The sequence below is a fragment of the Gryllotalpicola protaetiae genome (genome assembly GCF_003627055.1).
Lineage (GTDB): Bacteria > Actinomycetota > Actinomycetes > Actinomycetales > Microbacteriaceae > Gryllotalpicola > Gryllotalpicola protaetiae.
In genome coordinates this window covers 3619694-3631813 of record NZ_CP032624.1, presented here as the reverse complement: position 1 = coordinate 3631813, position 12120 = coordinate 3619694, and the positions used below count along the sequence as shown (strand labels likewise).

The 12120-nt window shown below is 69.7% G+C and carries 13 protein-coding genes; 7 read left to right on the top strand and 6 right to left on the bottom strand.

All coding sequences use genetic code 11. The features are described 5' to 3' along the window. The first annotated feature begins 49 nt into the window (after positions 1 to 49). The gene (locus D7I44_RS17705) at positions 50 to 817 is read left to right on the top strand and encodes a DUF899 family protein (RefSeq protein ID WP_245979815.1); all 768 of its coding nucleotides are present in this window, start codon (positions 50 to 52) and stop codon (positions 815 to 817) included. On the opposite strand, the gene D7I44_RS17700 is transcribed toward D7I44_RS17705, so the two are convergent. Both D7I44_RS17700 and D7I44_RS17695 read right to left on the bottom strand, forming a co-directional pair. Beyond that, a complete protein-coding gene (locus D7I44_RS17700; protein ID WP_120790689.1) occupies positions 814 to 2892 on the bottom strand; it encodes an NAD(+) synthase in 2079 nt (692 codons plus the stop codon). The genes D7I44_RS17705 and D7I44_RS17700 overlap by 4 nt on opposite strands. A 56-nt stretch (positions 2893 to 2948) precedes the next feature. Then, entirely contained in the window at positions 2949 to 3662 is a 714-nt protein-coding gene (locus tag D7I44_RS17695; protein WP_245979812.1) for a hypothetical protein, read from the bottom strand. 97 nt (positions 3663 to 3759) lie between these two features. On the opposite strand from D7I44_RS17695, the gene msrA reads away from it, so the two are divergent. The 5 genes from msrA (at position 3760) to D7I44_RS17670 (ending at position 7920) form a co-directional block, all read left to right on the top strand. Next, on the top strand, positions 3760 to 4287 hold the full coding sequence (gene msrA / locus D7I44_RS17690) for a peptide-methionine (S)-S-oxide reductase MsrA (protein WP_120790688.1): 528 nt from the start codon (positions 3760 to 3762) through the stop codon (positions 4285 to 4287). Positions 4288 to 4474: 187 nt separating this feature from the next. Beyond that, positions 4475 to 5065, top strand: a complete 591-nt coding sequence (locus D7I44_RS17685) for a single-stranded DNA-binding protein (protein ID WP_162940354.1) — start codon at positions 4475 to 4477, stop codon at positions 5063 to 5065. 80 nt (positions 5066 to 5145) lie between these two features. Next, on the top strand, positions 5146 to 5634 hold the full coding sequence (locus D7I44_RS17680; protein ID WP_162940353.1) for a DUF6993 domain-containing protein: 489 nt from the start codon (positions 5146 to 5148) through the stop codon (positions 5632 to 5634). A gap of 76 nt (positions 5635 to 5710) precedes the next feature. Next, positions 5711 to 7393, top strand: a complete 1683-nt coding sequence (ettA, locus tag D7I44_RS17675) for an energy-dependent translational throttle protein EttA (RefSeq protein WP_120790685.1) — start codon at positions 5711 to 5713, stop codon at positions 7391 to 7393. Then, a complete protein-coding gene (locus tag D7I44_RS17670) occupies positions 7393 to 7920 on the top strand; it encodes an acyl-CoA thioesterase (protein WP_245979809.1) in 528 nt (175 codons plus the stop codon). Before ettA ends, D7I44_RS17670 begins: the two co-directional genes overlap by 1 nt. 73 nt (positions 7921 to 7993) lie before the next feature. Here the strand turns inward: D7I44_RS17670 and D7I44_RS17665 are convergent, their stop codons facing one another. Both D7I44_RS17665 and D7I44_RS17660 read right to left on the bottom strand, forming a co-directional pair. Continuing rightward, the gene (locus tag D7I44_RS17665) at positions 7994 to 8443 is read right to left on the bottom strand and encodes a QcrA and Rieske domain-containing protein (RefSeq protein ID WP_220093797.1); all 450 of its coding nucleotides are present in this window, start codon (positions 8441 to 8443) and stop codon (positions 7994 to 7996) included. 25 nt (positions 8444 to 8468) lie between these two features. Further along, the gene (locus D7I44_RS17660; protein ID WP_245979807.1) at positions 8469 to 9353 is read right to left on the bottom strand and encodes an acyl-CoA thioesterase; all 885 of its coding nucleotides are present in this window, start codon (positions 9351 to 9353) and stop codon (positions 8469 to 8471) included. Between the two features lie 22 nt (positions 9354 to 9375). Here D7I44_RS17660 and D7I44_RS17655 point away from each other — a divergent pair, with 22 nt between their 5' ends. After that, entirely contained in the window at positions 9376 to 10032 is a 657-nt protein-coding gene (locus D7I44_RS17655) for a DUF8185 domain-containing protein (protein ID WP_120790683.1), read from the top strand. Here the strand turns inward: D7I44_RS17655 and D7I44_RS17650 are convergent. Further along, positions 10022 to 11701: an FAD-binding dehydrogenase gene (locus tag D7I44_RS17650; RefSeq protein ID WP_120790682.1), complete on the bottom strand. Its 1680-nt coding sequence runs from the start codon at positions 11699 to 11701 to the stop codon at positions 10022 to 10024. The genes D7I44_RS17655 and D7I44_RS17650 overlap by 11 nt on opposite strands. Beyond that, positions 11698 to 12108 carry a globin gene (locus tag D7I44_RS17645; protein ID WP_120791053.1) on the bottom strand — a complete coding sequence of 137 codons (411 nt, stop codon included), beginning with the start codon at positions 12106 to 12108 and terminating at the stop codon, positions 11698 to 11700. Before D7I44_RS17645 ends, D7I44_RS17650 begins: the two co-directional genes overlap by 4 nt. Between the last annotated feature and the right edge of the window lie 12 nt (positions 12109 to 12120).

The window sequence follows — 12120 nt, the reverse complement described above, 5'->3', positions numbered from 1 at the left end:
TCTCGCCGGTCCGTTTCGACCCCTCGGTGAGAGGAGCATCATGACGATCATGGAGAACCAGAGAAGCACCCCGACGGGCAAGCCCGCGGTGGTCGATCTGAGCACCTGGCAGGCCGCGCGCGACGAGCTGCTCGTACGCGAGAAGGCGCACACCCACGAGGGCGACGCGATCGCGGCTGCGCGCAGGCGCATGCCGATGGTCGAGATCGACGGGGGCACAGAAGTCGTCGGCCCCGGCGGTCCCGTGCCGTTCATCGAGCTGTTCGAGGGGCGTGACGAGCTCATCGCGTACAAGCACATGTGGCACGACGGCGCGCCGATCCAGGGGCAGTGCGAGGGGTGCACCGTCAGTGCGTGGCACCTCAGGGACGCGGTGTATCTGAACGCCCGCGGCGTCGCGTTCGCGATTCTCACCGAAGGCCCGTGGGACGAGGTGCTGCCGTACCTCGCGTTCATGGGCTACACGCAGCCCTGGTACTCGGTGCGCGGTCTGGACTGGCCGATCGGCGGCCCCATGGGCCACTTCACCTGCTACCTGCGCGATGGCGACCGCGTGTTCCTGACCTACGACATCACCGGGCGCGGCACCGAGGCCGCTTCCGGGTCGTTCGCATTGCTCGACATGACGCCGTACGGCCGCGGCGAGGCCTGGCAGGACAACCCGGATGGCTGGCCGGAGGGACAGCGGCCGTGCTGGTACTGGCGACAGGATGCCTCAGGCGAGCCCACCTGGGACACGAGCCGACCCGCGCCGCAGTGGACACGGCCCGGTGCGACACCGGTCACCGAGCTCGGCCGGCACGAGCATCACCACTAGGACGCGGGGAACGCGGACCTGAGCTCGTCGAGCCAGGCCGTCGACGAGGAATCCGACGGCGCACGCCAATCGCCGCGCGGCGAGAGCGATCCGCCGGCGGCCACCTTCGGCCCATTGGGCACCGCGGTGCGCTTGAACTGCGCGAAGCCGAAGAACCGCTTCAGGAACACCTCGAGCCACGTCACGATCTCGTCAGCGGAGTAGGCGACCTTCGCGTCGTCGGGGAAGCCGGCCGGCCAGGTTCCGGCGGAGGCATCCGCCCACGCCCTGTTCGCCAGCCACGCGATCTTGCTGGGCCGCAAGCCGTAGCGCAGCACGTGGAACAGGGCGAAGTCGTGGAGCGCGTAGGGGCCGATGGTCTTCTCGGTCGACTGGGCCACGCCGTCGGCGCCGACCGGCACGAGCTCGGGCGTGATCTCGGTCGCGAGCACGCGCTCGAGCACCTCGGAGACCTCGCCCGAGAACTGGCCGGAGCCGCTCACCCATCTGATCAGATGCTGCATCAGCGTCTTCGGCACGCCGGAGTTCACGGCGTAGTGCGACATCTGGTCGCCGACGCCGTAGGTCGCCCAGCCGAGAGCGAACTCGGAGAGGTCGCCGGTGCCGACCACGATGCCGCCGCGCTGGTTCGCGATGCGGAAGAGGTAGTCGGTGCGCAGCCCGGCCTGCACGTTCTCGAAGGTGACGTCGTAGACGGGCTCGCCATCGGCGTACGGGTGCCCGATGCGGCGGAACATCTCCTCGGCGGTCGGCTTGATGTCGAGCTCTTCGAAGGTCACGCCGAGCGCGGTGGCCAGGGCGTAGGCGTTCCCCTTCGTCTCGTCGGACGTCGCGAACCCGGGCATGGTGATCGCGATGATGTCGCTGCGCGGCCGGCCGAGCCGGTCGAGCGCCTGCGCGCACACGAGCAGGGCGTGGGTCGAGTCGAGGCCGCCGGAGACGCCGATCACGAGCTTCGGGCCGCCGATCGCGGTCATGCGCTGCTCGAGGCCGGAGACCTGGATGTTGTAGGCCTCATAGCAGTCCTGCGCGAGCCTGGCTGGGTCGTCCGGCACGAACGGGTAGCGGTCGACCGCCCGCTCGAAGCCGATGTCGCCGGTCGGCGGGTCGAGGGCGAATTCGACGGTGCGGAACTCGGCGATGCGCTCGTCGAGCGAACGGCGGTTGTCGTCGAAGGTGCCCTGGCGCAGCCGCTCCTGCCTCAGGGTCTCGACATCGACGTCGGCGACGGCGATGCGAGGGCCGTCGGGGAAACGGTCGGTCGCCGCGAGCAGCCGACCGGTCTCGTAGATGAGCGTCTCGCCGTCCCAGGAGAGATCGTTGCTCGACTCGCCCATGCCCGCAGCGGCATATACGTAGACCGCGAGGCAGCGGGCCGAGGCCGACCTCGCGAGCAGCTGGCGGTCGTCGGCACGGCCGACGGTGATCGGGCTGCCCGACAGGTTCAGCAACACCGTCGCGCCGGCGAGCGCGGCCTCGGCGCTCGGCGGAACAGGCACCCACATGTCTTCGCAGACCTCGGCGTGCATGACGAGGCCGGGCACGTCGGATGCCGCGAACAGCAGCTCCGGCCCGAACGGCGCGCTCTGGCCGGCGACCTCGATCGTGCCACCACGCTGATCGTCGCCGGGCGCGTACCAGCGGCGCTCGTAGAACTCGCGGTAGTTCGGAAGATAGGACTTCGGCGCGACGCCGAGCACGCGACCGCGGTGGATCACCACCGCGCAGTTGAAGAGGCGGTTGCCGTGGCGCAGCGGCGCACCGACCACGAGCACGGGCATGAGCCCGGCGGATGCTTCGACGATGCGCGTCAGCGCCGCGTCGACCCCGTCGAGCACCGCGTCCTGCAGAACGAGGTCGTCGTGGGCGTAGCCCGTCAGGCACAGCTCGGTGAACACCGCGACGGCCACCGACTTCTCGTGGCAGATCGTGGCCTGCTCGAGCAGACGCCCGGCGTTGGCGGCCGGGTCGGCGATCACGAGAGGGAAGGTCACCGCGGCCACACGGGTGAAGCCCTGCGCGTAGGCGCCCGCTGCGACGCCGAGAGCGCGCGCGTCGCTCGGCTCGCCGGTCATACCGCCCCGTCAGTCATGCAGCAAGTCTGGCAGACGGGCCCGCAGACACGGCGGAACTAGGCCGTGTAGCGCTCGGGCGCCTGCTCGTCGTGGTGCAGATACGCAGGAGCGCTCGGAAGCTGAGCCATCGCCTCCGTCGGCAACTCGACCGCGGGGTTGGACACGGGGGCGGCAGCCGTCGGCGCCGGGAGTGGTGCGGGCGCAGCGTACTTCTCGTGATGCTGCTGCGCGACCCACTGGTCCTGCTGAGCGTCGAGCTGGCCCGTCGACGTGCCAGCCTCGAACCGCCAGCGCTCGAGATCGCCCGCGAAGATGCGCTTGGCGCGGCCCGGCTTCCTCTGCCACTCGATCAGGCGATCGCGGAACTCGGCGACGACCGGGTCGAGCTGGTAGCCGAAGGTGGCCGAGTTGCGCTTCATCTCGGCGAGCTGGTGGCTGGCCCAGTTGGCGGCGATTCCGGCGCCCTTGATCGGCAGCAGGCGCACCTGGATGTCCGCCTGGCCGACGGCTCGATCGCTCAGCACCTGCTCGCCGGGGGTGAGCGAATTCCACACGGACGCCTCGGTCGCGGCATCCACCAGCGCGGCGATAGCCGACGCCTTCTGCTGCCGCTCGGTGCGCGCGAGCACGCCGCGCACGGTGCCGCGGGCGATCCAGGCGGCGATGAGGCCGGAGACCACGATGCCGACGAACAGCACCGCGATGGCGAAGATGAGGGAGCGGTTGCCGGGGTTGGTGAACCAGCTCACGAAGTCGTTCCACAGCTGCATGCCGCGAGGGTACGACGAGCGCCGCTCGTGTTCGGGAACTAACCGCGGCGCGCCGTGGTTTGACACCATGGACATGACTTCACGAAAGGGGTCCACAATGCAGACCTTCGTCCTCGCAGGCGGTTGCTTCTGGTGTCTCGACGCGGTGTACCGCACGCTCAACGGCGTGAGCGACGTCGTCAGCGGCTACACCGGCGGCACGGTCGCGAACCCGAGCTACGAGCTCGTGTGCACCGGCACCACGAACCACGCCGAGGCGGTCGCCGTCACCTTCGACGAGACCGTGATCCCGGCCGACATCATCCTCGACGCGTTCTTCACGCTCCACGACCCACGCCAGCTGAACCGGCAGGGTGCCGACATCGGCACGCAGTACCGCTCGGCGATGTTCTACTCCGACGACGAGCAGAAGGCCGTGTTCGAGGCGGCCATCGCGCGCGCCGACGATATCTGGGGCGGGGGCGTCGTCACCACGCTCGAGCCGCTCGGCGAGTTCTACCGCGCTGAGGAGTACCACCAGGACTTCTTCGCCAAGAACCCCGGCCAGGGCTACTGCCTCGCGGTCGCGCTGCCCAAGGTGAACAAGGTGCGCAAGGCGTTCGGGGAATACGTCCGCGCCGCATAGTCGCGCTGCTTCTATGAGCGCGGCGCTGCCGCGCATCGCGGTGCGAATATGCGCCGGTCTTCCCCAGCACAGCCCCCGGATTCGCGGATTCGTCCCCGATCCGGGGGCTGTGTCATGCGTGCGGATGCCTGCTCGCACGACACTCGTGAGACCGCGCCGCCTCGGCGCCGACCAGGGAGGTTCCACAATGAGCTCGACCATCACCGTCCGCGGCTTCGTCGCGACCCAGCCCAAGTTCGTCATGGCGGGTCCACTCGCCATCTCGAGCTTCCGGCTCGCCTCGAACGACCGCCGCTACAACCGCACCACAGGCCAGTGGGAGACCGGGCCGACGAGCTGGTACAGCGTGAGCACGTTCCGTGTGCTCGCGACGAACGTGTTCGCGAGCATCGGCAAGGGCGACCCCGTCATCGTGACGGGCCGGCTGAAGGTCACCGAGTGGAGTGCCGGCGGGAAGGCCGGCCTCGACGTCGAGATCGAGGCCGAAGGCGTCGGCCACGACTTCCGGTGGGGCAAGGCCAGCGGATTCGTGCGCAACAACGGCAAGTCGAGCGGCGGGGCGGACGACGGGGCTCCGGCCGTCGACGACGAGCAGCCGCCCGCTTTCGATCGAGGCGACCGGTCCGGATTCGTTCCCGAGCCGTCCGGCGAGGGTGAGGTGTGGGCGAATCCGGCAACGTCGATCGCGTCGGCATCGAGCGCTGATGCGGGCGAGCCGGCTGCTTTCGGGTTCGTCGCGGCCGACGAGCAGACCGGCGAGATCCTGGAGGACGCATAGCGTCCCCTCCGGGGCCTGAGAGGCCGTGCCCCCTAGACTCGACCGAGGTTCGCCGACCGGCGGGCCGGTGAGGGGAGCTCGTGCGGGTCGGTCGAACGATGCCGGTGGTCGCTCTGGCCGCCGCAGCGCTCGCGCTGGCCGGGTGCACGGGCGCCGGCCCGCAGGCGCATGCGCCGAGCCCGACCCAGACCGCATGGACCGAAGCCCCGAGCGCGACCGCGGCTCCTGGTGGCGGTTCGACCTCGTTCGACGCGAACGGCACCGCCGAGCAGAACCGCACCGCCTTCGACACTGCGATCCGCGGCGTGCTCGCCGGCAACGCACAGGCCGACGGGAACACCGTCGCGGCCGCACTCAAGTCGGCGGGCTTCCCCCCGGCGGCCACACAGGTGACGGCGAGCACGACCTCGGCGAACCTGCAGCCGGGATCGATCATGGTCGGTGTCAAGATCGGCGACTCGTGCCTTGTCGGGCAGTGGGGCACGGCGGTCGACGGCTATCAGTCGACGGTGGCGCCCGCGCTCGGCAGCGGAGGCTGCCTCATCGGCGGCATTCCCGCCGTCGGCTGAGATCCGATCGCGGTTTTTCGATACCGCGGCCTCGCCGCCGTCATGGCGTCTGCCGCGCGCTAAATAGACTGGTTGCATGGCCGACTACATCTATTCCATGGTCCGCGCCCGCAAGGCCGTGGGTGACAAGGTGATCCTCGACGACGTGACGATGTCGTTCCTGCCCGGAGCGAAGATCGGCGTGGTCGGCCCGAACGGCGCCGGTAAGTCGACGATCCTCAAGATCATGGCCGGGCGCGACCAGCCCAGCAACGGCGAGGCGCGCCTCACCCCCGGCTACTCCGTCGGCATCCTGATGCAGGAGCCCGAGCTCGACGAAGACAAGACCGTTCTTGAGAACGTGCAGCAGGGCGTCGGCCCGATCAAGGCCAAGGTCGACCGCTTCAACGAGATCTCCGCGGCGATGGCCGACCCCGACGCCGATTTCGACGCACTGCTCGCCGAGATGGGCACCCTGCAGGAGGAGATCGACGCCGCCGACGCGTGGGACCTCGACTCGCAGCTCGAGCAGGCGATGGACGCGCTGCGCTGCCCGCCGTCCGATGCGATCGTGCGCGTCCTCTCGGGGGGTGAGAAGCGCCGCGTCGCGCTGTGCAAGCTGCTGCTCGAGAAGCCCGACCTGCTGCTGCTCGACGAGCCCACCAACCACCTCGACGCCGAGAGCGTGCTCTGGCTCGAGCAGCACCTCGCGAGCTATCCCGGCGCCGTCCTCGCCGTGACCCACGACCGGTACTTCCTCGACCACGTCGCCGGGTGGATCTGCGAAGTCGATCGCGGCCGCCTCTACCCGTACGAGGGCAACTACTCGACCTACCTCGAGAAGAAGGCCCAGCGACTCGAGGTGCAGGGCAAGAAGGACGCCAAGCTCGCAAAGCGCCTCGGCGAGGAGCTCGAGTGGGTGCGCAGCAACGCCAAGGGCCGTCAGGCCAAGTCCAAGGCCCGACTCGCGCGCTACGAGGAGATGGCCGCAGAGGCGGAGCGCACGAGGAAGCTCGACTTCGAGGAGATCCAGATCCCGGCGGGCCCGCGACTTGGCGACATCGTCATCGAAGCCAACGACCTCAAGAAGGGGTTCGGCGACCGTGTGCTCGTCGACGGCCTGAGCTTCACGCTGCCCCGCAACGGCATCGTGGGCGTCATCGGCCCGAACGGCGTCGGCAAGACCACGCTGTTCAAGACCATCGTCGGCTTCGAGGAGCTCGACGGCGGCAAGCTCAAGATCGGCGACACGGTGAAGATCTCCTATGTCGACCAGAGCCGCGCGAACATCGACCCCAACAAGACCCTGTGGGAGGTCGTCTCGGACGGCCTCGACTACATCCAGGTCGGCAAGACCGAGGTGCCGAGCCGTGCCTACGTCTCGACGTTCGGCTTCAAGGGCCCCGACCAGCAGAAGAAGGCCGGCGTGCTCTCCGGCGGTGAGCGCAACCGCCTGAATCTCGCGCTCACGCTGAAGGAGGGCGGCAACCTGCTGCTCCTCGACGAGCCGACCAACGACCTCGACGTCGAGACGCTGTCGAGCCTCGAGAACGCGCTGCTCGAGTTCCCGGGCTGCGCCGTCGTCATCACCCACGACCGGTGGTTCCTCGACCGCATCGCGACGCACATCCTCGCCTACGAGGGCACAGAGGAGAATCCGTCGAACTGGTACTGGTTCGAGGGCAATTTCGAGGCCTACGAGGAGAACAAGGTGCAGCGCCTCGGCGCTGACGCCGCGAAGCCGCACCGCAGCACCTACCGCAAGCTGACGCGCGACTGATGGCAGACGAGTCGGCCGTGGCATCCCGTCGCATTCATGTCCCCACGGTCATGCGCTTCAGCGATCTCGACGCGTATGGCCACGTCAACAATGTCGCGATGCTGCGCTTCTTCGAGGATGCGCGCGTGCAAGCGTTCTGGGCGGGCGACCCCGACGAGGAGGGCCATCTCGACCCGGGGCCGTTCGCAGACACCGCGATCCTCAGGTCCAAGCCGGGCGAGGGCACGCTGACGGTGCTCGCGCATCAGGAGATCGAATACCTCGCGCAGATCCCGTTCCTGCGGTCGCCGCTCGACATCCAGCTCTGGATCGGGCACATCGGCGGCGCGAGCCTCGACATGTACTACGAGATCTACTCGCCGGTCACGGCCAGGCAGCGCACGCTCTACGCCCGCGCCGCGACGACGCTGGTGCTCGTCGACGCGGAAACGGGCCGCCCGCGGCGGATCGCGGATGCCGAGCGCGCCGCCTGGCAGCCGTATATCGGTGAGGCGCTGCAGTTCCGCCGGGGCTCCAGCAGGACCTGAACCACAGGTCGTCGCCACGTGACGCCGCCTCGACGCGTTCGGGACCGGGAAACGGAGGCTTCCGCGGCAGGCGTTACGCGTCGAACTCGACGCTCGAGCCGCTCACCGTCACGGCGACCTCGTCGAGCGGCAGTGATGCCGGGCCGTGAATGGCCTTGCCGGTGAACGCATCGAACTTCGAGCCGTGGCACGGGCAGTGCAGCTCCGCCCCGGCGGCGGCGACGATGCAGCCCTGGTGTGTGCACACCGCCGTGTGAGCGACGAACTTCCCCGAGCTCGGCTGCGCGAGCGCGATCGCCGGGTCCGACTGCGACCCGGTCTGCACGATGATCGAGCCCCCGACGGGAATCGACGACGCAGCCACCGAGGTCTTGCCTGAGGCATCCTTCGTCGCTTTCACACCATCACCTGAGCCGTTGTCGCCCGGTGCCTGCCCGTTGGTCGGGGAGCACGCGGCCAGGCCGAGCGAGACGACTCCTGCTCCGGCAGTGGCCAGTGCGGTGCGTCGGGTGATTCGAGTCACGAGTCGATTCAATCGGATGCCGCTATCAGGCGGCTGTCTCGCCGCCGGGAATGCGCAGCATGCCCTCCTGCGCGACCGTGGCGGCGAGCGCGCCGTCCTGCCGGTAGATGCGCGCGTGCGCGAGCCCCCGACCGCCTTGCGCGCTGGGGGAGTCCTCGACGTAGAGCAGCCACTCGTCCGCCCGGGCGGGCCGATGCCACCACATGGCGTGGTCGAGGCTCGCCATCTTGAGCCCCGGGGTCGCCCACGCTGCGCCGTGACGGCGCAGCACCGGCTCGAGGATCGTGTAGTCGCTCGCATACGCCATGGCGGCCCGGTGGAGTACCGGGTCGTCGGGCAGCGTCGCCTTCGCCTTCAGCCACACGGCCTGGTGCGCGACCCGCTCACCGGTGTCCTCCATCGGCAGGTAGACGGGGGCATCGATGTACCGGATGTCGAACGGGCGCGCCGCGGTCCAGAACTGGGCGGCCGGGTGCTGGATGCCGGCGAGGTACTCGCTGACCGGCGGAAGCGACTCGGGGTCGGGTATGCCGTGTGGCATGTCGAATTGATGGTCGACGCCGTCCTGCTCGACCTGGAACGAGGCGATCAGCGACATGATCGGCACGCCGCCCTGGAACGTCTGCACGCGGCGGGTGGAGAACGAGCGGCCGTCGTGGATGCGGTCGACACCCAGCGTGACGTCGAGGTTCACGTCGCCCGGCCGCAGGAAGTAGCCGTGAAGCGAGTGGATGAGCCGCTCATCCGGCAGCGTGCGCGCCGCCGCGACGATGGACTGGGCGAGCACCTGACCGCCGAAGACGCGGCCGTGCGGCATCCACTGGCTCGGACCCGTGAAGATGTCCTCGGTGGTCCGTGCTCCCGGGTCCTCCAGATCGAGGGCGTGAAGCATCGCGGAGACCGGATCCATGTCTCGTAGTCTATTCATGCTCATGAGTCCGACTTTCTCGCTCGACGACCCCCTCGCCGTCTCCGATCTGCAGACCTATCTGGGGCGCGCCGGGCGCGTCGAGGACGGGTCGGTGCGCGTCGTCGCGGCCAGCGGGGTGCTCGCCGCGTACACCGCGGTTCTCTATCCGCACGGCCTGCTCGACCAGACGCCGACGGTGCTCGGCCTGCGCACGTTCCGCACCTCGCCGGATGCCGACTTCGACGCGGTCGTGCCCACGCGGTCGCTGCTCGACCGGCTCGCCCGAGCCGACCCGGGTGAGATCCGTCTGCCGCTCGAGGTGTCGACAGTCACGTGGGCGGGCATCTCACCGCCCAGGGGCGGCTGGCAGCGCGTGGGGGCGACGGATGCCGCACTGCTGAAGCGCGTCGCAGCGGAGGGCATCGACGAGGTCGCCCGTGCGATCCCAGAGGGCACCGGCGAGCAGCTGGTGTGGCGCGTGCGCGGCTCGGTGTGGGGCGCCGCCATCGACGAGCTCGGCGATGTCGCCGCGGGTGTCGCTTTCGCCGCGGACTCTCTCGGCTTCCTCGGCGACGACGACGAAGAGGTCGCCGTGTTCGAGACCGGCCCCTGGACGAGGCTCTCCATGCGCCGCGGGCACGTGCTCGTGAAGCGCGCCGCGTGGTCGCTCAGAGGGTAGCGGCCGCGGCCCGGCCGGCCACGCGGCCGCTGAACAGGCACCCGCCGAGGAAAGTCCCCTCAAGCGCGCGGTAGCCGTGCACCCCGCCGCCGCCGAAGCCGGCGACCTCGCCGGCCGCGTACAGGCCCGGCAGCGGCGCGCCGTCGGAGCCGAGCACACGCGCCGAAAGATCGGTCTGGATCCCGCCGAGGCTCTTCCGCGTCAGGATGTGCAGCTTCACGGCGATCAGCGGCCCCGCCGTGGGGTCGAGGATCCGGTGCGGTGGGGCCACCCGCCCGAGGCGGTCGCCGCGATACCGCCGGGCCTCGTGGATCCCCGCGATCTGCGGGTCCTTGCTGAACGGGTTCGCGAGCTCGAGGTCGCGTTCGCGCAACTGCCGCTCGATCAGGGCGGTGTCGAGCGGGGCATCCGTCTTCGCCAGCATGCCGGCGAGCAGCTCGCTCAGAGTGTCGGCCACGACGAAGTCCGTGCCGTGCTGCTTGAACGCCTCGACCGGCGCGGGCGCCCCCGGCGTCACGCGTTTCAGCACCTTGCCCCAGTCCTTGCCGGTGAGGTCGGGGTTCTGCTCGCTGCCCGAGAGCGCGAACTCCTTCTCGATGATCTTCTGCGTCAGCACGAACCAGGTGTGGTCATAGCCCGTCTTCTGAATGTGCTCGAGCGTCGCGAGTGTGTCGTAGCCGGGGAAGTTCGGTGCAGGCAGCCGCTTGCCGGTCGCGTCGAACCACAGCGACGACGGCCCGGGCAGGATGCGGATGCCGTGCATCGGCCAGATCGGATCCCAGTTCTCGATGCCCTCCGTGTAGTGCCACATGCGGTCGGTGTTGACGAGCCGCGCTCCGGCGCTCTCGGCGATGCCGAGCATGCGGCCGTCGACGTGCGCGGGCACCCCCGAGATCATGTGGGCAGGGGGAGTGCCGAGGCGCTCCGGCCACGCCTTCCGCACCAGCTCGTGGTTGCCGCCGATGCCGCCCGTGGCGAGGATCACGGCTCCGGCGTGCAGCTCGAAGCCGCCGACGACATCGCGGTTCGACGACTGGCCTCGTTCGATCGGGTCATCGGCGAGCACGGCACCGCGGATGCCGGTGACGGTGCCCCCTGCGACGACGAGCTCGTCCACCCGGTGCCGGTGGCGGAACACCACCCGCCCCGCGGCGGCCGCCGTCTTCACCCGATCGGCGAACGGCTGCACCACGCCGGGCCCGGTGCCCCAGGTGATATGGAAGCGCGGCACGGAGTTGCCATGGCCGCCTGCCGACCAGCCGCCGCGCTCGGCCCAGCCGACGAGCGGGAAGATCCTGATGCCCTTCGAGCGCAGCCAGGAGCGCTTCTCTCCGGCGGCGAACTCGAGGTAGGCGTCCGCCCAGCGCCTGCCCCACTCGTCACTGTCGCGATCGAATCCTGCCGTGCCGTACCAGTCCTGCCTGGCGAGCTCGAGCGAGTCGTGCACGCCGAGGCGGCGTTGCTCCGGCGTGTCGACGAGGAAGAGGCCGCCGAACGACCAGAACGCCTGGCCGCCGAGCGCGACGGCCGGCTCCTGGTCGACGATCGTGACGCGCTTGCCCGCGTCGAGCAGCTCGCAGGCGGCGACGAGCCCGGCGAGGCCGTGGCCGACGACGATGGCATCGGTGGTTTCGGGTGCTGCGGGCGCCGTTGCCCTGTCAGGTGTCACGCCTCGAAAGTATTCACCATCGCGTGCGCGGCACGCTCCAAGTAGCCCCAGAGTGTCGCGTCCTGCAACGGCGGCAGCTCGAGAGAGTCGACGGCCGCTCGCATGTGCGTGAGCCAGCGGTCGCGCGCCTCCGGATTCACCGCGAAGGGCGCGTGCCGCAACCGCAGACGCGGGTGGCCGCGCTGCTCAGAGTAGGTGCCGGGGCCGCCCCAGTACTGCTCGAGGAACATGCGCAGGCGCTCCTCGGCCGGGCCGAGATCCTCCTCCGGGTACATCGGCTTCAGCACCTCGTCGCCGGCCACGCCCTGGTAGAACGCGTGCACGAGCTTCGCGAAGGTCGGGGCGCCGCCGATCTGGTCGTAGAACGACCCGCCGGCCTGCACGCCGTTCTCTGAGCTGCGGAGCATGATCGGCTGGGC